The 17,515-nt window shown below is 65.6% G+C and carries 17 protein-coding genes and 1 tRNA gene; 9 read left to right on the top strand and 9 right to left on the bottom strand.

The window, feature by feature from the left end; genetic code table 11:
* Positions 1 to 188 precede the first annotated feature (188 nt).
* The 3 genes from NMQ11_RS12045 to NMQ11_RS12035 all read right to left on the bottom strand — a co-directional run bounded on the left by NMQ11_RS12045 (position 189) and on the right by NMQ11_RS12035 (position 2,893).
* On the bottom strand, positions 189 to 1,808 hold the full coding sequence (locus NMQ11_RS12045; RefSeq protein ID WP_255168477.1) for a DUF7845 domain-containing protein: 1,620 nt from the start codon (positions 1,806 to 1,808) through the stop codon (positions 189 to 191).
* 115 nt (positions 1,809 to 1,923) lie between these two features.
* Positions 1,924 to 2,061, bottom strand: coding sequence for a hypothetical protein (locus tag NMQ11_RS12040; RefSeq protein WP_255168476.1), 138 nt, complete (start codon positions 2,059 to 2,061; stop codon positions 1,924 to 1,926).
* A gap of 758 nt (positions 2,062 to 2,819) precedes the next feature.
* Positions 2,820 to 2,893: transfer RNA gene (locus NMQ11_RS12035), tRNA-Tyr, on the bottom strand.
* A 136-nt stretch (positions 2,894 to 3,029) separates the two neighbouring features.
* On the opposite strand from NMQ11_RS12035, the gene NMQ11_RS12030 reads away from it, so the two are divergent.
* The 4 genes from NMQ11_RS12030 (at position 3,030) to NMQ11_RS12015 (ending at position 6,138) form a co-directional block, all read left to right on the top strand.
* Complete coding sequence (locus NMQ11_RS12030; protein WP_255168474.1) at positions 3,030 to 3,602, top strand: double zinc ribbon domain-containing protein; 573 nt, start codon at positions 3,030 to 3,032, stop codon at positions 3,600 to 3,602.
* Between the two features lie 212 nt (positions 3,603 to 3,814).
* Positions 3,815 to 3,991, top strand: a complete 177-nt coding sequence (locus NMQ11_RS12025; protein ID WP_255168472.1) for a ribbon-helix-helix domain-containing protein — start codon at positions 3,815 to 3,817, stop codon at positions 3,989 to 3,991.
* Between the two features lie 2 nt (positions 3,992 to 3,993).
* Positions 3,994 to 5,178 carry a cell division protein FtsZ gene (gene ftsZ, locus NMQ11_RS12020; protein ID WP_255168471.1) on the top strand — a complete coding sequence of 395 codons (1,185 nt, stop codon included), beginning with the start codon at positions 3,994 to 3,996 and terminating at the stop codon, positions 5,176 to 5,178.
* A 231-nt stretch (positions 5,179 to 5,409) separates the two neighbouring features.
* The gene (locus NMQ11_RS12015) at positions 5,410 to 6,138 is read left to right on the top strand and encodes a sugar phosphate nucleotidyltransferase (protein ID WP_255168470.1); all 729 of its coding nucleotides are present in this window, start codon (positions 5,410 to 5,412) and stop codon (positions 6,136 to 6,138) included.
* Between the two features lie 34 nt (positions 6,139 to 6,172).
* Here NMQ11_RS12015 and ncsA read toward each other — a convergent pair whose 3' ends face one another.
* Both ncsA and NMQ11_RS12005 read right to left on the bottom strand, forming a co-directional pair.
* Positions 6,173 to 7,141 (bottom strand): tRNA 2-thiolation protein NcsA, encoded by a 969-nt coding sequence (ncsA, locus tag NMQ11_RS12010; protein ID WP_255168469.1) that lies wholly within the window; start codon positions 7,139 to 7,141, stop codon positions 6,173 to 6,175.
* A 75-nt stretch (positions 7,142 to 7,216) separates the two neighbouring features.
* On the bottom strand, positions 7,217 to 7,939 hold the full coding sequence (locus NMQ11_RS12005) for an alpha/beta hydrolase (RefSeq protein WP_255168468.1): 723 nt from the start codon (positions 7,937 to 7,939) through the stop codon (positions 7,217 to 7,219).
* A 130-nt stretch (positions 7,940 to 8,069) separates the two neighbouring features.
* Here NMQ11_RS12005 and NMQ11_RS12000 point away from each other — a divergent pair, with 130 nt between their 5' ends.
* The 3 genes from NMQ11_RS12000 to NMQ11_RS11990 are packed head-to-tail and all read left to right on the top strand — an operon-like array spanning position 8,070 to position 9,468.
* Positions 8,070 to 8,537 carry a DUF4442 domain-containing protein gene (locus NMQ11_RS12000; RefSeq protein ID WP_255168466.1) on the top strand — a complete coding sequence of 156 codons (468 nt, stop codon included), beginning with the start codon at positions 8,070 to 8,072 and terminating at the stop codon, positions 8,535 to 8,537.
* 45 nt (positions 8,538 to 8,582) lie between these two features.
* Positions 8,583 to 9,236, top strand: a complete 654-nt coding sequence (locus NMQ11_RS11995) for a DUF7095 family protein (RefSeq protein ID WP_255168464.1) — start codon at positions 8,583 to 8,585, stop codon at positions 9,234 to 9,236.
* A 52-nt stretch (positions 9,237 to 9,288) separates the two neighbouring features.
* Positions 9,289 to 9,468, top strand: coding sequence for a hypothetical protein (locus tag NMQ11_RS11990; protein WP_255168462.1), 180 nt, complete (start codon positions 9,289 to 9,291; stop codon positions 9,466 to 9,468).
* 8 nt (positions 9,469 to 9,476) lie between these two features.
* Here the strand turns inward: NMQ11_RS11990 and NMQ11_RS11985 are convergent, their stop codons facing one another.
* The 3 genes from NMQ11_RS11985 to NMQ11_RS11975 all read right to left on the bottom strand — a co-directional run bounded on the left by NMQ11_RS11985 (position 9,477) and on the right by NMQ11_RS11975 (position 12,189).
* Complete coding sequence (locus NMQ11_RS11985; RefSeq protein ID WP_255168460.1) at positions 9,477 to 10,268, bottom strand: class I SAM-dependent methyltransferase; 792 nt, start codon at positions 10,266 to 10,268, stop codon at positions 9,477 to 9,479.
* 77 nt (positions 10,269 to 10,345) lie between these two features.
* Positions 10,346 to 11,233: a deoxyribonuclease IV gene (locus NMQ11_RS11980; protein ID WP_255168458.1), complete on the bottom strand. Its 888-nt coding sequence runs from the start codon at positions 11,231 to 11,233 to the stop codon at positions 10,346 to 10,348.
* A gap of 128 nt (positions 11,234 to 11,361) precedes the next feature.
* Positions 11,362 to 12,189 carry a lipoate--protein ligase family protein gene (locus NMQ11_RS11975; RefSeq protein ID WP_255168456.1) on the bottom strand — a complete coding sequence of 276 codons (828 nt, stop codon included), beginning with the start codon at positions 12,187 to 12,189 and terminating at the stop codon, positions 11,362 to 11,364.
* Positions 12,190 to 12,351: 162 nt separating this feature from the next.
* Between NMQ11_RS11975 and NMQ11_RS11970 the strand changes: the two genes are divergently transcribed.
* Positions 12,352 to 13,254: a serine/threonine-protein kinase RIO2 gene (locus NMQ11_RS11970; RefSeq protein ID WP_255168454.1), complete on the top strand. Its 903-nt coding sequence runs from the start codon at positions 12,352 to 12,354 to the stop codon at positions 13,252 to 13,254.
* A 189-nt stretch (positions 13,255 to 13,443) separates the two neighbouring features.
* Positions 13,444 to 13,923: an OB-fold nucleic acid binding domain-containing protein gene (locus tag NMQ11_RS11965; RefSeq protein WP_255168453.1), complete on the top strand. Its 480-nt coding sequence runs from the start codon at positions 13,444 to 13,446 to the stop codon at positions 13,921 to 13,923.
* A 244-nt stretch (positions 13,924 to 14,167) separates the two neighbouring features.
* Here the strand turns inward: NMQ11_RS11965 and NMQ11_RS11960 are convergent, their stop codons facing one another.
* On the bottom strand, positions 14,168 to 17,494 hold the full coding sequence (locus NMQ11_RS11960; protein WP_255168452.1) for a M14 family zinc carboxypeptidase: 3,327 nt from the start codon (positions 17,492 to 17,494) through the stop codon (positions 14,168 to 14,170).
* Between the last annotated feature and the right edge of the window lie 21 nt (positions 17,495 to 17,515).

Genomic DNA, 17,515 nt, shown 5'->3' with positions numbered 1-17,515 from the left:
TGGGGACACCCGCCAAGGGGCGGTTCGCGCGCAGCGCGAATCCGACCCGCAGGCGCCGCGGTGCGATCGGCGCGCAGCCGACCTCGAGCCCGACCGAAAACAACCCTGGTTGTACACTCGCCGCTATAGTACAATCTTATTTTCTGAAAGAAAGGGTGAAAAGAGCGTTGCCACTCACGAGGGCCGTCCTACCAGGTGGCCAGCTTCCCGACCCGACGGCTATCGTGACCGCCACCAGGCTGCCGCCAGACCATCTGCACGTCACTGAAGTGCAGCACGTCGTTCCCCGAGTGTCGCCAGGCGTCGATCGCTTCCTGGGCGACTCTCCGGGCGCTCTCGTAGCTGTTGCCCTTCAGCATCGACAGGATGGTGTCGATTCGCAACCGCTTCGGGTTCCCCTCCTGGTCGAACTCGAGCTCCGCCCCGTTCTCCGCTAACCACTTCTGGAACGGCGACGACTCCGCGACGTGATCGGCGAGGCCCATCACGTGCTGAATCCGATCGGCGTAGCTCTCGATCGCGTACTCCGCCGACTCGACGAGCGCGCGAAGTTCCTCCTGGTACTTCCGAACCCGGAACGATAGCTGGCCGTCCTCGAGGTCGAAAATCTCGCCCAGGTCGGAGATCGCCCGGTAGATCGTCGCCGGGTGCTTCCCCAGCTGCTCGGCGAGGCCGTCGACGGTGGCGCCGCCATCGGTCGCGACCGTCTCGGTGACGTCCCACGCTGTCTCGCCCATATCGCGCAGCGTCGTCAACAGCAGGTGGTCGGCTTTCGCCTCGAGGCGCGGCGTCGGGTCCTCGTACAGTTCGACCGGGTCGTCTCGAGACACTGCATCGAAGTGATCGTCCGGAACGTACACGCCGCTGCCATCGGGCGACAGTGGAATGTCCTCCCAGTGCAGCGCGTTCATGATCGTCTCCTCGATCTGCCGGGTGACTTCGTGGCGATCGGCCCACGCCCACGACTCGCCGCCGTTCATCTTCTTGTTCACCAGCACCTCCACCTTCGGGTGGTACGAGGGATGATCCTTGCTCACGGCGTTCGGATCGGCCAGCAGATACACTTCGAGTTTGCGGCCGTAGGTGTGGCCGGGCAGGAGCCTCGAGGCCGACTCGGGATTGAGAACCAGCCGGTTCTGGTGGTTGATCTCCTCCTCGTTGTCGATCTTCAGCTCCGCTTTCACTCCCTCCTCCTCGGCGAGATACAACATCACCTTGTGGAGTACCCCCGACGACGACAGCTTCCGCGCCCATTCCCGAAGCATCCGGACGTACCGCTCGTACGCCCACATCACGCTCGCCTCGTGGGGTTCCTCGCGGAAGTAGTTCGAATTGATCCGCTCGCCCGCGTGTTCGAAGATCGCGACGAAGAACTCGGGCAGCAGCTTGAGGCCGCGATCGGGTTCGATGTTACTCAGGTGGTATTCGACGTCCACGCCGTCGACCTCGCCCACCTGGTTCTCCCACGGGAGCCGTAGCGGGTCGCCGGTTTCGTAGTGACGCATCCCGGCGAATCGCGGCGAGATGTTGTAGGACGCTTTCTTCTGGCCGCGACCGCGACCCACTATGTCCCACTCGTACAGCCGTTCGGCGTCGATCCCGTCGGACAGCCGCGGGGCGATACCGGATTTGCTGTACCGGACCTCGAACACCCAGGGTTCGCCGTCGACGTCGGTACTCAGCTCCAGATGACCCTCGAACGGCGCGCCGAGCATCACCGACGAGAGTGCGTCGTAGGGTCCGCGACCCCAGTTCGGCCACTTCCAGCGGCCTTCGACCTCGTGGGGCGTGGTTTCCGGCTGACTCATCGGGAGCCTCCCGATTCGGGAGTGGTGTCCTCGTTTCCGCGACCGACGAGATCAGCGCCGCACTCGCTACAGCGGTAGACCTGCGAGCTGTGGTCGTCGCAGACCGGACACTGCCTCACGCCGACTCACCTCCCGAGACGACCTCGAGCGCACGGCGAACGTCGTCATCGTCGGCCTGCGTCGCCGGGTGGGCGATGGGCGTCCGACTCGGAACGTGGTACAGCCGACTCGCGCGGACGAACTCGCGCGTCATCGGTCCACCTCGTGGTCGATTCTCCCGCCCGTCAACCACTCACCGCTGGTCGTGAGAACATCGGTTACGCACCGGAGAAGACTCAATCTGGCGAGATCCTTTTTTGGTTTAAAGGCATATTTCGGATATGGCAACCAAGTCCCCGATCTATTGTGAACTGTGCCAGGAACCGATAGAGCCTCACAAAAGCCTCGAGCAGCATCTGTTAAGCGAACACAGACCTCCTGAACTCGCTGAGGCGCTCGCCGCTCAATGGGAATCTGAAGAACTTGGTGATCCCCCGTGAAGGAACTCCTCTCGGTCAATAATTGTCGCTCTGTGCTGTAACGAGCACGAACGCTCATTGGTCCACCTCACCCCCATCAGTGAGCATGGGCGCGGCCCGATACGTCCCCGTGCGCCGCAGCCGACGCGGACAGTCGCGCCAGTGACCGGCTTCTGATCGACCGTCTGTAAGACGTGTACAACGACTGTTGCAGATCGGACAGCGGAACTCTCGCGACGTCGTGGGCTGTGGGCGCGAGCGGATTCGCCGCTCGAGTTCGTCGACGTCGATCGTCTCGAGCAACTGCTCGAGGTTCACGCGGACCACCCCGTTTCAGCTACGAAATCCGGCAGACGTGGCGGGGGTGCAACCGGAGTCCCGTTCCCTTCACCATTTTCGGGTGGTTTGGGGGATCGCAGATCAGTCGATACGGGGCACGAAACAGGCGAAAACGTAGCTTTCCGATACTGCCACGCTTCGGCTGAAAACCAAGTCCGCCCTCCCCGATTTGAACGGGGGACAAGTCGATCTACAGTCGACTGCTCTACCAGGCTGAGCTAAGGGCGGTCACTTCTACGTAGCAGACGAAGCCGACATAAGGGTTATTATTCCCGTTGTCGCCGACAGTCGTGCGACGACTGTCATACATGATGGAATGATTGATATAGGATGCGTGTTAACCACGCACGTGAGCGAGACGACCATGAGCAAAATAACGTTCCGTGCGGACGACGACCTCGTCGCCGAACTCGAGGCGTTCGACGCCTCGAAGAGCGAGGTGATGCGCGAGGCGCTCCGCACGTACCTCGAGAGTCACCGCGACCCGACGCGTCGCCCGTCGACGGGCGACCGTCGGCCGGTCGGCTCTCGAAGCATCGACGACCTCGTTCGCGAGCGCGTCGATGCGGTGCTCGCGGAGCGTCACGCCGTCGATCGGCCGCGACACGGTCCACAGGACGTCAACGTGACCGTGTCGCTCGAGGGCGTCGACGGACAGGCTACGACGCCGTCGCCCGAGCGACGCGGCCAGCCACGCGCCGAGGCCGACCGCGACCCGACGGAACCCGACGAGCCGACGGCTCGACCGGAGTCGGCGTGCGGTCAGTGTGGCGAACACGTCGACGACGATCACGTGTACTGTCCGAACTGCGGTGAGAAAGCGTCCCGGCGACTGTTCTGTGACTGCGGGGACGAGGTCCGGTCCGACTGGGCGTTCTGTCCCAGCTGCGGCCGCCGAACCCCTGCAGCCGACGTCCTCGAGTCCGACCGTCGATGATTGTTCAGGTCTCGAGACTGTCGTAAGACACGGATACTCGCGTCCGACGAAACCTTTATTATGTATGACAAAGTTGGCTATATCGCGTAAGACGGTTGTCTTACACCCGCCGGATTGAACCGGAAAACCCGCTTACGTAAGCGGGATTTGGGTGTAAGACGCACCGCGTCTGACAGGGGCGCGCACCGTCTTACTCCACGGGGAATACAATAATGGAGCGTGTGACACTGCGAATTCCGAAACAGCAGATCGAGGAGGTCGAACAGCTGGTCGAAACCGGCGAGTACCCAAACCGGAGCGAGGCGATTCGATCGGCCGTTCGAGAGATGATCAACGAACAGGACACCCGCCACGATCAGGCCGGTAAACGGACCTGGGCGAAGGTGTAATAATGCAGGATATCGTACAGGAGGCCCTCGAAAACGCCGAAGAGGAGGCCCGCGAGATGGATGCATCGATGGACGGCGACGAGTTCGGGGACCCCCGGATCGTCATCATCGGTGCCGGCGGCGCCGGAAACAACACGATCAATCGGCTGTACAACATCGGCGTTGACGGCGCCGACACGATCGCGATCAACACCGACAAGCAACACCTCAAGATGATCGAGGCCGACACGAAGATCCTCGTGGGCAAGTCGCTCACGAACGGTCTGGGTGCCGGCGGCGATCCGTCGATGGGCGAGCGCGCGACCGAGATGGCCCAGAGCACGATCAAGGAGGTCCTCGGCGAAGCCGACCTCGTCTTCGTGACTGCGGGCATGGGCGGCGGCACCGGCACCGGTGCGGCTCCCGTCGCCGCCAAGATCGCGAAAGAACAGGGTGCGATCGTGGTCGGCATGGTCTCGACGCCGTTCAACGTCGAGCGCGCCCGCACGGTGAAAGCCGAGGAGGGCTTAGAGAAACTGCGCGAGCAGGCCGACTCGATCATCGTGCTGGACAACAACCGGTTGCTGGATTACGTCCCGAACCTACCGATTGGCAAGGCGTTCTCGGTGATGGACCAGATCATCGCCGAAACCGTCAAGGGGATCTCCGAGACGATTACCCAGCCCTCGCTGATCAACCTGGACTACGCGGACATGTCCACGATCATGAACCAGGGCGGCGTCGCGGTGATGCTCGTCGGGGAGACCCAGGACAAGAACAAGACCGAGGAGGTCGTCCGGGACGCGATGAACCACCCGTTGCTCGACGTCGACTACCGCGGCGCGAGCGGCGGACTGGTCCACATCACCGGCGGTCCCGACCTCACGCTCAAAGAGGCCGAGGGGATCGCGGACAACATCACGGAACGACTCGAGGCCAGCGCGAACGTCATCTGGGGTGCCCGCATCCAGGAGAACTACAAGGGGAAGGTCCGGGTCATGGCGATCATGACCGGCGTCCAGAGCGCACAGGTGCTCGGCCCCTCGACCCAGAAGCAGGCCGACAAATCCCGCGCCAGCCTCGAGGGGCTGAGCGACGCGGACTTCGACGCCAGCCAGAACGTACAGTCACAGACGGCCTACGGCGCACAGAGCGACGGCGGCCGCGACGAACTCGAGCGCCAGAACGGCGTCGACGTCATCCGGTAAGACACACCACCGCGAATTCGCACCCGACACACCACACACCACCGCGAATTCGCACCCGACACACCAGAGATCGCGACTGACACACCGTCCGCGACACTGACACACCACACACCACGTCGCGGACACCACTTTTCGCGATCTTCGCTTCACAACCGACCAGCGGACGCTGGTCGACGTGGGGCCGGTCGTAATACGAACTCCTTTGGGAACGGGCGTCCTCGGTGTCCGACGATGGACGCGCTCGTCTTCGCCGCCGGTCGTGGCACGCGCTTACGTCCACACACCGACGAGACGCCGAAACCGCTGCTCGAGGTCGGCGGCGAACCGCTGGTAGCACACTGTTTACGCGCCGTCGTCGACGCCGGTGTCGAGCGCATCGGACTCGTGGTCGGCTACCGCAGCGAACTGATCGTCGACGAGTTCGGCGACGCTTTCGAGGGGGTGCCGATCGTCTACGCTCACCAGCGCGACCGCGAGGGGCTCGCACACGCGGTGCTTCGCGGTGTCGACACCCTCGGAGCAGACTCCCTCGAGTCGGTGCTGACCGTAAACGGCGACAACGTCTTCGACTGCGACCTGTTGCCGCTCGTCGAGACCCACCGCGACCCGGGCGTCGACGGCACCGTCTTGCTCGATCGGGTCTCGAGAAACGAGGCCGAGACGGCCGCCGTCTGTGACCTCGCACCCGACGGGACGATCCGCAAACTCGAGTCGACGACCGCCGACCCGCCCGAAACCGCCTACATCGCGGCCGGCGCGCAAACGCACGGTTCCGAGTTGATCGACGCCTGCCGCGAGATTGATCGCGGCGAGAGCGGCGAGTACGAACTCGCCGACGCGCTACAGTCGCTCGTCGACGACGGGAAGCGGTACGTCGGCGTCGAATCGCCGGGCTGGCACCTGAACGTCAACACGCCGGCGGATCTCGAGCGAGCACGGGAACACTTCAGGGGCGCGTAACGGGGCGAAACGGACGTTTACGTCGGATCCGGACTCAGACGGCGCGGATCGACTCGAGCAGCGAGCACTTGCGACACGTTTCGCGGGTGGTCGTCGAGCCACACTCGACGCACTCGCGGAGTTCTACCCCGTCCTCGTCGCCGCGGTAGCGCTCGGCGACGATCCCCGCCAGCTCCTCGTAGCCCGAGAGGATCGAGTGTCGCGTTCCGGGGTGGTTCTCCTCGAGGCCGTACAGTAGTTGTTGAATCTCGCCGCGGTAGGCCTCGCTCGAGTGGGGACACTCCGTGATGTGAGCGGGCAGGTCCCGGAGGTGAGCGTAGAGGGCGACTTCCTTCTCGGGAATATCTCGCAGCGGTTTCGCGCGCGGGACGAACTCGTCCTGTTCCTCGCGTTCCGAAAGGGGACCCAGGCTCGCGTCGAAGTGTTTGGCGACCTGCGAGACGTCGCCCTCGAGGACGTTCATCAGCGCCGTCTGGGCCTCGTCGTCCAGGTTGTGGCCCGTGAGCATGAGGTCGGCGCCCAGCTGTTCGGCGTAGTTCGAGAGCAGGTCCCGCCGGAAAACGCCGCAGTAGGCGCAGGCGGCCATGTTCTCGGGGTCCTCCTCGACCACCTCGTCCATTCGGATGTCGAACTCCTCCTCGTAAGACACGACCTCGTGGCGGATCTCGAGGGCCGCCGCGAGGTCGACGCAGGCCTCGAGGCTCCTGTCGCGGTAGCCTTCGATCCCCTCGTGGATCGTCAGCCCGACGAGTTCGATCCGCGGGTCTTCGGCGAACGTCTCGTGGAGGATCTGGGTGAGGACGACGCTGTCCTTCCCCCCCGAGAGGCCGATCACCCAGGTCTGGGGGTTCTCCGGCGAGGCGTCCTTCGGGACGAGATCGTCCCGCCGCACGCGCCGGCGTACCCGCTTTTCGACCGACTCGCGGAAGTGGTGTTCACAGAGGTGTGCCCCCGAGTAGGCGGCGTGCATCACCGCCGCGTCGTCACACCGGTTGCAGTCCATCGACTCGAGGTAGTCAACTCGCGGGGAAACCGGTTTCGCTCCGCCGCGGTGGGCGGCCCGGTCGCCCGGAGCCGGCTACCGGGCCGGAACCGTCTCCCGCTCCTCGACGGCGTCGGCGCCGTCCTCGAGGGACTCGAGCAGCAGGTCGACGTAGCGGTCGCGGGCGCGCGAGGAGAACAGCTCGTGGCCGCCGTCGTAGAGGACGACGTGTTCGGCGGGAACGCGCTCGCCGATCGAACGGTGGCTGATCACCGGATCGCGCAGCGAGCAGAAGACGACGGCGTCGTGGTCGATCGTCAGCAACTCCCGCTGGGCGTGGCGAGTTTCGCGGACGAAGGCGGGCGATACCCACCGGGGCATGGTCGCGAGCTGGTGGTCCGTCGCCCGCCGTCCGAGGTCCTCGCGCTCGAAGCCGCCGAAGGGGACGAACGGGAACGCGGTCGGGATTTCCCCCAGGAGGTCGAGCGCAGGGGCGGGGTAGGCGTCGCTGTACCCCCACCAGGGGCTGAGGTAGACGTGGTTCTCCGCCCCGTCTAAGGCCTGGCCGATCAGCGCGCCGGCGCTGTGGCCGAGCAGCTGATACCCGTCGAGATCGACGACGTACTCGGCGATCGGCTCGAGCCAGTCGGCTTTGAAGTCGTCGATGTTGGTGGGGAGTTCGAACGCGTGGACTCGGTAGCCGGCGTTCGCCAGGGTTCCGATGAGCCAGCTGACGTTCTCGTGGGTCCAGCGGTTGCCCCAGCCCATGACGAAGACGAGGTCCTTCTCGCCCTCCTCGTTGAAGATCCGATCTCTCATATCGTTGCGTTCGTTCGGAAGCCACAAAAATGTAGCCGATTGACAAGTGCTCACACGCCGGCTCCGATCTGGACCCTTCGGTCCGGCACCGTTTGGGAACGCCTTTCGTCCGTTCGGTCGAAAAGGGGGTGTGTTCTCCTCGCTCTCGAGTCGGCTCTACCGGATCGGGTTCAACCTCTTTCCCGCCTACCGCGGGACGGGCGGCCGCGTCACGTACGTCGCACCGGACTGGCAGGAGGTACGGGTGAAACTGCCGCTGTCCTGGCGGACGCGCAACTACGTCGGGACCATCTTCGGCGGTAGCATCTACGGCGCGGTCGACCCGTTCTACATGATGATGCTGCTCAAGTCCCTCGGCGACGGCTACGTCGTCTGGGACAAGGAAGCCGAGATCCGGTTCAAGAAACCCGGCCGGGAGACGCTGTACGCGACGTTTACGATAACCGACGAGGAACTCGCGGCGATCCGCGCCGAACTGGAGACCAGTGAGTCGGTCGACCGCGTCTACACCGTCGACCTGGTCGACGCCGAGGGAGTCGTCCACGCGACGGTTCGTAAGACGGTGTACGTGACGACCGATCAGGGAACGCGCGCCTGATCGACTGAGAAACCGCTTTGGGGCTCGACCCCCAACGGTCTCCCGATGAGTGGACTGGACCGAGACGCCGCGGTCGACCGCCTCGAGGAACTCGTCGACACCGTCGAGCGCGAGCGGATGCCCGTCCCCGTTCGCGAGGTGTGGGTGTACGGCGACGTCGTCCTCGGCCTCGACCCCGTCGAGCGCCTCGACGTCTACCTGACCAAGGACATTCTGATGCGCGACGACTCCGACGGGGAGGCCGCGTTCCGCGAGTCCCACGGCGTCCGCGGCGTCGGCAAGTCCGTCCGGGCCGACTGGGCCGCCGAGCACCCCGACTGTCTCCGGGCGAACGCGAACGGCCACGCCGCCCCGGAGAAGTGTCTCGCCGCCCACCTGCTCTCCGCGGACGAGCCGATTCACCTCGAGGTCTGTAACGCCTCCTTCGAGGACAACGTCACCCAGCGCCTGCGCGGGGCGAAACTGCGCGAGGACTACACCCAGCTGCTCGACCCCCGCGGCGTCTGTCTCTGGGTCGACGGCACGAGGAGCGAGGAGGCGTTTCGCAAACTTCGCGAGAGCGCCTTCGCGATGCCGACGCTCTCTGCGGCCCTCGAGATGCTCGGACTCGAGGAGGCGGACGCCGAGGAGGCCGCACGGGCGGTTCACGCCTGGCGAGCCGACCAGGACGGCGTGACGGTTCGCGGGGACATCGTCTGACGCGGGCTCCGGGGACCACAAACTACTTTCTGGGATCGGTCCTCTCCCCGGTATGTCATCGACGTCCGTTCTGGACCGATTGTTTACGCCGCGGACGGCCCTGTACGTGAACCTCGGGCTCGTCGTCACCGGCTCGCTGCTCGCCCTGCTCGGCGTGGTCGACACGGTTTCCGGCGTCATCATGGTTCTCCTCGGTTTCGCCGGCATTGCGGTGGCGTATTACGCCCGGTAGGCGGCCACTCACCGACCGACGGTGACGTAGAACGGCACGACCTCCTCGCGCCGGTAGTCGCCGGCCTGCATCTGGCCGACGACGTTCCGGCCCATCTCGCGCCAGGCGCTCCTGAGGTCGTCGTACTCCTCGTCGGTGAGGTCGCTCTCGAGCATCGTCGCCCGGTCGTCGGCCAGCCCCGCTCCCGTCGCCTTGCGCTTTGCAACCCGCAGTGCGTGGTCGTCGTACGGTGGTTCGATCGTTCTCGTATGATCGTACCGGCGGCTCGCGATCACCTCGAGACCGGCCTCATCGAACGCTTCGCTGGCCGCTGCGCCGAGGGTGACGTCCGTTTCCACGCCCTCGAGGTACGCTCGCCGGGCGCGGGACTCGAGACGTGCCTCCCCGTCGACGCTCGAGTCGATCCGCACCGCGCCGTTGTCGGGTTCGACGGCCGCGACGAGGTCGCTCGAGACGCGGGCGAACGCCGCGACGGCCGCGGTCGGGTCGGGAAGGTTGATCAGCAGGGCCTGACAGATCACGAGGTCGAAGCTGTCGTCGGAAAACGGGAGTCGGGTGGCGTCGCCCGCGACGACCGGAACCGACTCGCGGGCGCGCTCAAGTAGCTCCGCGTCGGCGTCACAGCCGACGACCTCGGCGGTCGACGCGGCGGCGAGAACCCGACTCAGCTCGCCGGTTCCGCAGCCGACGTCGAGGATCCGTTCTCGGGACTCGAGGCGGAGAGGGGAAAGCGCCTCGAGGGAATCGTCCCACATCCCCTCGCGCGTTCGCGTCAGGTACTCCTCGGAGAACTCGCGCACGGGCCGAGTTGGCCGTCTCGAGTGAAAAACGGGTCGGTTCCCGGCGGCGCGACCGGCCGCCGCGGGGCGGTCGCGGCTTACGCCTCGACCTCGGCTTCCGCCTCGCGCAGTTCCTTGACCTTCGCGATGTTCCAGGCGAAGCCCTTGCCGTCCTCGGTGGGCGTCTCGAGGGCGAAGGGCAGCTCCCGCAGGTCGGGGTGGTTGATGATGGCGCGGATGCCGTCCTCGCCGATGTAGCCCTCGCCGATGAGGGCGTGTTCGTCCTTGCGACTGCCGACGTCGTGTTTCGAGTCGTTGAGGTGAATGTACTCGAGGTGCTCGAGGCCGACCTCGTCGTCGAACCGGGCGACCGTCTCGTCGACGGCTTCGGGCGTCGTGAGGTCGTTGCCCGCGACCAGCGTGTGGGCGGTGTCGATGCAGATACCGATCTCCTCGTCCGTGCGGTCGACGATCCCTGCGAGGTGGGAGAACTCGCCACCCAATTTCGTTCCGCTGCCCGCGTCGGACTCGATGAGGATCTGCACGCCGTCGGGGACGTCGAGGTCGTCGATGACGCCCGCGGCGTTGTCGAGACCGCCCTCGACGCCGGCGCCCGTGTGCGCTCCCAGATGGACGTTTACGTACGGCACGCCGAGTTTCTCGGCGGCGTCGAGTTCGGCCTGCATGCTCTCCCTCGATTTTCGGCGAAGGTCCTCTTTCGGCGTACAGAGGTTGACGAGGTACGCGGAGTGAATCACCCACGGCCCCTCGAGACGTTCGTCGCTCTCCTCGCGAAAGCCCGCGGCGGCCTCGTCGCTGATCTCGGGGGTGGCCCAGACCTGCGGCGAGGTCGTAAAGATCTGCCCGCAGTTGCCGCCGAAGGCGAGCTGGCGGTGAACCGCGTTGCGAATGTCGCTGTAGGGGGGCGTTTCGTCGTCGGAGGAGACGCGCGAACCGGAGATCGAAACGTGTGCGCCGACTTTCATGGACGGAAGTCAGTACCGGTCCGTGATAGACACTTCGGAGTCGGCGAACTCCGCACGGACTGCCGGAGATCAGTTCCGCCGGTGCGCACCGTTCCGGTCGTGTCCCTCAACCGTCCCCGTAGACCGTCTCAGTCGCCCGCCTCGAGCACCTCGCGGTTCCGGACCCAGCCCTCCGCGCCGAACTTCCGGGCTGCGAGGTCGCGAGCGGCCTCCAGCTCGCCCGCGCTCCAGGACCCTTCCTCGGCGTCGCACCACTCGCCGAGGGCCGCCGCGAGCGTTTCGACGGCCGTCTCGCGGTCGATGCCGGCCTCCGAGCGGATGCTCGTCACCCGATCGGTGAACGTCTCGGGGTCGACCTCCCCGGCGAAGACGCCGACGTGGCGCTCGGGCTCGAGGTCGAAGCTCAGCGACCCGTGCTGGATCACGACGTCGCGCCGGCGGTACTGGGCGTTTCCGCTGATCTTCTTCGCTCGGGCACCCGCCGGAGCGACCACGTCGTGGGCCGGGTGGATGTCCCGCAGGTAACACGAGGGCTGATGGATCGACTCGTGCTCCGCGCCGGCGAAGTCGGCGTCGACTCCCATCCGCGAGAACGCCTCGAGGATCGGCTCGCAGAACAGCGCGTAACAGTCCATCAGATCCCCGGGAACCTCGGACGCCGGGGCGACGATCGTATACGAGATGTCGGCGTCGGAGTCGTGATAGATCCCGCCGCCACCCGTCTGGCGGCGCGTGACGTCGATCCCCTCGCGTTCGCAGAACTCCCAGTCGACGGTCTCGGACTCCTGGTGGTAGCCAAGCGAGAGTGTACTCGGCTCCCAGTCGTAGACGCGCACGGTACGGACGTCCTCCTCGAGAGCCGTCCTCGCGGCGATCTCCTCGAGTGCCATCTGGGTCGCCCCGTCCCGCGGCTCGTCGCTGATGAGCCGCCAGTGCCTGTCGGCGAGGTCGGTCATGTCTGCGAAGTCGGCCGGCGGGGAGAAAGCGGTTACGGGGCCGTTCGACCGTCGCTGATCGTACGCTCGGATTTCGTATCGCCGCATGTGGTTCATCCGGCGCATCTCTCCGCCGACGTCTACGTCACGACGTTTTTACGTATCCGTCGGCTACCACGGGTCATGGTGCGGAACGTCGCCGAGTTGCTGGCGGACCTCGAGACGGAGGACTTCTATCTGCTTTCGGGGGTCGAACAGGGCATGCGCTTCTCGGAGTGGGTCCAGCGAAACAAGCTCTCGAAGTTTTCCGGGCTCACTGACGAGGAGGTCGACTACCGGCTCGAGCGCGCGCTCAAGCGCGGCTTACTCGAGAAGAAGACGATCCAGTACGAGGGGTACACCCTGCAGTTCGAGGGGTACGACGTCCTCGCACTCCGGGCGCTCGTCGAGCGCGATACGATCGCCGAGTTCGGCTCGCCGCTGGGCGTCGGCAAGGAGAGCGACGTTTACGAGGTACGGTCGTACAAACCGCTCGCGCTGAAGTACCACCGCGAGGGGTACACCAACTTCCGCGAGGTGAACAAAGAGCGCGATTACACCGCCGACAACCGGCACGTCTCCTGGATGTACACCGCACGCAAGGCAGCCGAGCGCGAGTACGAGCGACTCGAGGACTTGTACCCCGACGTCGCGGTTCCCCGCCCCATCGACCAGAACCGCCACGCGATCGTCATGGAGAAGATGGACGGTGTCGAACTCTCCCGGACGAAACTCGAGGACGAGCAGGTACTGGGGGTGCTCGAGTTGGTGCTCCGGGAGATGTCGCGCGCGTACGACCGGGGGTACGTCCACGCGGACATGAGCGAGTACAACGTCTTCGTCAGCGAGGCGGGGATAACGATCTTCGACTGGCCGCAGGCGGTGGCCACCGACCACGAGAACGCCCCGGCGTTCCTCCGTCGGGACGTCCGTAACGTGTTGGGATACTTCCGGCGGAAGTATCCGCGTCTCGTCCCCGACGACCTCGGCGCCGACGACATCGCCGCGGAGATCGAACGCGGTGGATTCGAACGTATCGCCAGCTGACGGCCCGTTCTCGAGTGTACAACCCGGCTAGCGCCGCTGATCCTCTCCGCCCGCGAAGCGCCCTGCTCCCGACCGATACACCACATCATGATATACCGAATTCGACTCTCCCGCCTCGGCGTTCTCCCGGTGTACACAGAACTTGCCGGAAGCATAACGGGAACTTACGTGCTCGTAATTCACCGGGCTATGGCCACTCGACGAACGACCCTTGCAGGAGTGACGAGCCTTCTAACCCTCTCTACGGCCGGTTGCCTCTCGGATCTCGGTATCGACTCGGACGACTCGGACGACACCGACGACGAGCCGGCGTCGAACGATTCTGACGAAACCGACGACGCTGAAGACGCGAACGACTCCGACGAGCCCGAACAGGTCGACGGCGCGTACGAGCTGACGGCCGCCGACCTCGAGGAGGGCGACTGGACCGGCGAGTGGGTCCGCCTCGAGGGGACGGTGACGGAGGTCGTCGGCGGCGACGTCGTCGAGCGGTTCGTCCTCGAGGACGAGACGGGGAGCGTCCGGATGGTCTACCCCGACGAGGAGCGCGACGACTTCGGTGAGGGGTACGAGGTTCGCGTCGAGGGACTCGTGACCGACGGCGAGGACGTGCCGTCGTCGCCGCCGGTCATCGAAGAAGCCGTCGTCTACGTCGACAGCAGCCCGTAACGACCGTCAGTCTGGCGTCTTCGAGTCGCTCTACCCCTTTCGAGTGTGGTAGCAGTATTCGACTGGGATCACTGTGCTAGACCATGTTTAGCAATGTCTCGGCCACGCGGTACGCGAGCGACGATCGGTAGCGTCGCGCCGACGGGCGGTGTCGCACTCGTGGACGTCCTCGACGGCGGTCGCCTCGAGCGTCGTGAGGGTCTCTCGGGTCGGGGTACACCCCGTGGTGGGGTCGTCCGTACGGTCAGACGTCCGCTGCGAGGACGGTTACTTCGGTGTCAGTACCCTCGAGTTCGACCCACTCGCGGTCGGTCAGCGTGTCGTCGCCGTCGGTGTCGTGCGAGACGGCGATCGGGCCGAACTCGTCGGTGCCGCTGTCGAGCAGGTCGTCGGGCGCCTCCGCGAAGTGCGTGAGCTCCTCGTACTCGCTCTGCGGGTCGTCAACGCCGAAGTAGACGTGGGTCCCGCCGTCCATCGCGGGCGTCGTCGCCTCGACGTCACCGTGATCCTCGTCGACGTTCCAGCCCTCGGGGACCGTATCGCGAACCAGCACGGTCTCGTCTTCGGGCTCGAGTACCTCGACGTCGAGTTCCGTCCGGTTCGTCTGGCCGCCGGTGAACACCGATCCGGAGTCGTCGCGCTCGCCCTCGGCCTCGAACTCCGGCTCGGGTGGCTCGACGAAGGCGGGCTCCTGTCCTGCCTCGCCGATGGTTCGGACGAGTTCGCCGTCGACGAACCGACGCTGTTCCATCCCGAGCGCGTTGATCAAGACCGTGAGTCCGAAGTAGGCGAACACGTAGTTCTTGAGCCCGAACGGGTGGAGCTCTTCCTGGCTGGCCGGCGGCAAGAGCCCGCCGATCGCGTGGATGCCCTGCCACTCCTCCTCGTCTGTGAAGATCGACCCACAGCTCACCAGGTCGTCGGTCGTGCCGGCGACCGAGCCGCCCGACTCCTCGAACGCCGCCTCGTCGAGCAGCGTCATTGGCGCGTCCTCGGCGTAGGGATAGCCGAGCGGCGCCACCTTCCATGTCATCCGCTGGATCGGGCGCGTGTCGGTGAGCAGCGGGTGGTCCTCCGCTTTGTCCTCGAGGTGGCTGACGCCGAACGTCTCGTCGGTGACGTCGTCGGCGCCGACGCCGGGTGCGGTCTCCATGTCGGCCAGCAAGTGGAGGCCGGTGTCGGTCACGACGAGGTTACCGTCGTCCTGGACGAAGTCGTCTACGGCCGCGACGTACCCCTCGGGGTCGTCGCCGCGGTCGTCGTGGATGACGACGAGGTGGTCGGCGTCAACGCCCTCTTCGGCGACCTCGTCGGGAGTGAGCGCCTCCGTCGTGATCAGGTCGTTCTCCGCCTCGAAGTCGTCGAAGAAGACGAACGGCGTCACCTCGTACGCCTCCTGCTCGAAGCCGAGCGCGTCGCGCGGATCAGGGTGGTCGTAGTCGGACTGCAGCGTGCCGACGTTGACGTCCATCGCGACCGGGTTCTTCGCCATCAGGCTCGTGATCTCGACCGTCCACTCGCCCGCGTCGGGCTCGCGAACGACGAACGGCTCGAAGTCGTGGTGGGCCTCACCGCCCGTCTCGGAGGGGCGGTAGGCGCGGACCTCCTCGCCGTCAGGGTCGGAGAGGACGACGTCGGCGAGCGCCTGTTCGGCGTGGGCGTGGACCGAGAGGGTGTGCAGTCCCTCCGCGACGTCGAAGGTGAGGGTACCGGTCTCCTCGGGATCGACCTCGGCCTGGTACTGTTCGCTCGAGAGCTCTGCGTTCGTCTCCTCGTTGTCCGGATCGTCCTGCAGGAACTCGAGGTCTTCGGAGGACCGGGTGAGAGCGTCGGTCGTGACGTAGGCGACGGTTTCGCTCTCGCCGTCGGCGGTCGCGACCTCGCTGTCGACGTCACGCAGCGCGTACTCGGTCATCGTCCGCATCGACTCCATGTAGCCCTCGACCCACATCTCTGCGAGAACGGGTTCGTACTTGTTCCCGCCGACCATGTGGCTGTAGGCCATCTCGAAGGCCATCGTCGTCATGTCGAGTCCACCCCGTTCCTCCGAGGCGCCCATGAAGCCGATCAGGCCGCCGGTGATGGTGTAGCCGATCGTGTCCCAGATGGTCGAGTAGTCGTAGGCGGTCTCGGGCAGGACGGGAAAGCCCATCGCGTCGGTGTTGAAGTCGCCGATTGCCGCCTCCTGGATGTCCGCGATCGCCTCCCACTCGTCGAGTTTCTCCTCGAGACTCTCCTCTAAGATGCGATTCATCTCGTAGAGGTCGTGGAACTCGTCCTGAGTGTACTCGATCTGGTTGATCAAGCCCAGGATGAAGTCGGAGTTCCACAGCATCGCGTGGAGGTCCGCGCCGTGGGTGAGGTTCTCGTACTGCCGGAAGTGTTCGACAGCCCCCATCGCGTCCGGGACCATGTCGATGATGTCGTGTGGATTGTCCTCCGCCCAGCGGCTCTCGTCGGGCTCGCCGGGGTGGTGGGCGGGGTCGATCCAGCCGACGGACGGGTACTGGCGGTTGGTGTCGAACACCTGGGAATTTCCGCGCTCGTACTGTGGCCAGGCGGGGAGTCGCGCGTCGTCGCGCCCCTCGCCCGTAACCTGCCACCCGCTGTCGTACTGTGGATCGCGGGCGACCCAGCCGTCGGGGTTCACCGAGAGGATGATGAGGACGCACTCGTCGAGCAGCCGCTCGTACTCGGCCTCGCGGCCCGTCACGATGCGCTCGACGAACCGGTAACAGGCCTCCGGCCCCGCGCGCTCGAGGCCGTGAATCGACGCCTCGAACATCACCTTCTGGCGGTCGGCGAACTCGTCGGTCTCGCGGAACTCGGCGAGACTGTCGTACTCCGCCGGCGGTTTCGTCAGTTCGGCGACGTGGAGGTCCTTCGGGTCGTGGCGGTCGGTGAGGTTGTTGTCGTGGCCCGGGCTTCGGGTGTAGGTGACGTCGTGAGGGTTGTCCGAATCCGCCAGCGCGTAGAAGTCGAGCATCTCGGGGTGCTCGGCCTCGAGGTGTTCCATCCCGTCGATCATCTGCTCGTAGTGGATGAAGTCGACGGCGCGGTAGGGAGCCGGGAAGACCCCGAGGGGATACTCGCCGAGGCGCCAGAAGGGGTTCGAGCCGGGGGTGTAGGAGAGCTCCTCCGCCGTCGGGAGGTCGATAACCTCCTCGACCTGGCCCGTCGTCAACCGCGCGTAGACCGCCGGCGGGTCCTCGAGCACGAGGTCGTCGTCCGTCGCCGCCTCGAGATCCAGACCGAGGCCGAGCAGGTCGTCGAGTCCCGACTCGTCGTCGAGGCGGATCAGCGTCGGGACCTCGTAGTCCTCGGGCGTGTGGTTGACGACGTACTCGTACTCGTCGGTCATCGCCGAGCCCTCGAGGTCGGCGTAGGCCGCGCCGGGGAGGGTGAGCGCAGCGCCGACGGCCGCCGCCAGCGAGCCGAACTGGCGGCGACTGATCGAGACGCCCTCGAAGGCGCTCTCGTCGGGAACGTCGCGTCCGTGACCGTGTCCGTGTTCGTGACTGTGCTCCTGGTCGGGTTCGCCCTCTCGTGAGTCGTGGTCGTGTGTGCTCATGGTGGGAAATCGTGGTGTCGG

The sequence above is a fragment of the Natrononativus amylolyticus genome, from assembly GCF_024362525.1.
GTDB classification, from domain to species: Archaea; Halobacteriota; Halobacteria; order Halobacteriales; family Natrialbaceae; genus Natrononativus; species Natrononativus amylolyticus.
This window is presented reverse-complemented; position numbering and strand designations above follow the sequence as displayed.

Coding starts and splice junctions, on each gene's coding strand:
- NMQ11_RS12045 (WP_255168477.1), bottom strand. CDS start 1,808: ATGAGTCAGCCGGAAACCACGCCCCACGAGGTCGAAGGCCGCTGGAAG.
- NMQ11_RS12040 (WP_255168476.1), bottom strand. CDS start 2,061: ATGACGCGCGAGTTCGTCCGCGCGAGTCGGCTGTACCACGTTCCGAGT.
- NMQ11_RS12030 (WP_255168474.1), top strand. CDS start 3,030: ATGAGCAAAATAACGTTCCGTGCGGACGACGACCTCGTCGCCGAACTC.
- NMQ11_RS12025 (WP_255168472.1), top strand. CDS start 3,815: ATGGAGCGTGTGACACTGCGAATTCCGAAACAGCAGATCGAGGAGGTC.
- ftsZ (WP_255168471.1), top strand. CDS start 3,994: ATGCAGGATATCGTACAGGAGGCCCTCGAAAACGCCGAAGAGGAGGCC.
- NMQ11_RS12015 (WP_255168470.1), top strand. CDS start 5,410: ATGGACGCGCTCGTCTTCGCCGCCGGTCGTGGCACGCGCTTACGTCCA.
- ncsA (WP_255168469.1), bottom strand. CDS start 7,141: ATGGACTGCAACCGGTGTGACGACGCGGCGGTGATGCACGCCGCCTAC.
- NMQ11_RS12005 (WP_255168468.1), bottom strand. CDS start 7,939: ATGAGAGATCGGATCTTCAACGAGGAGGGCGAGAAGGACCTCGTCTTC.
- NMQ11_RS11995 (WP_255168464.1), top strand. CDS start 8,583: ATGAGTGGACTGGACCGAGACGCCGCGGTCGACCGCCTCGAGGAACTC.
- NMQ11_RS11990 (WP_255168462.1), top strand. CDS start 9,289: ATGTCATCGACGTCCGTTCTGGACCGATTGTTTACGCCGCGGACGGCC.
- NMQ11_RS11980 (WP_255168458.1), bottom strand. CDS start 11,233: ATGAAAGTCGGCGCACACGTTTCGATCTCCGGTTCGCGCGTCTCCTCC.
- NMQ11_RS11975 (WP_255168456.1), bottom strand. CDS start 12,189: ATGACCGACCTCGCCGACAGGCACTGGCGGCTCATCAGCGACGAGCCG.
- NMQ11_RS11970 (WP_255168454.1), top strand. CDS start 12,352: ATGGTGCGGAACGTCGCCGAGTTGCTGGCGGACCTCGAGACGGAGGAC.
- NMQ11_RS11965 (WP_255168453.1), top strand. CDS start 13,444: ATGGCCACTCGACGAACGACCCTTGCAGGAGTGACGAGCCTTCTAACC.
- NMQ11_RS11960 (WP_255168452.1), bottom strand. CDS start 17,494: ATGAGCACACACGACCACGACTCACGAGAGGGCGAACCCGACCAGGAG.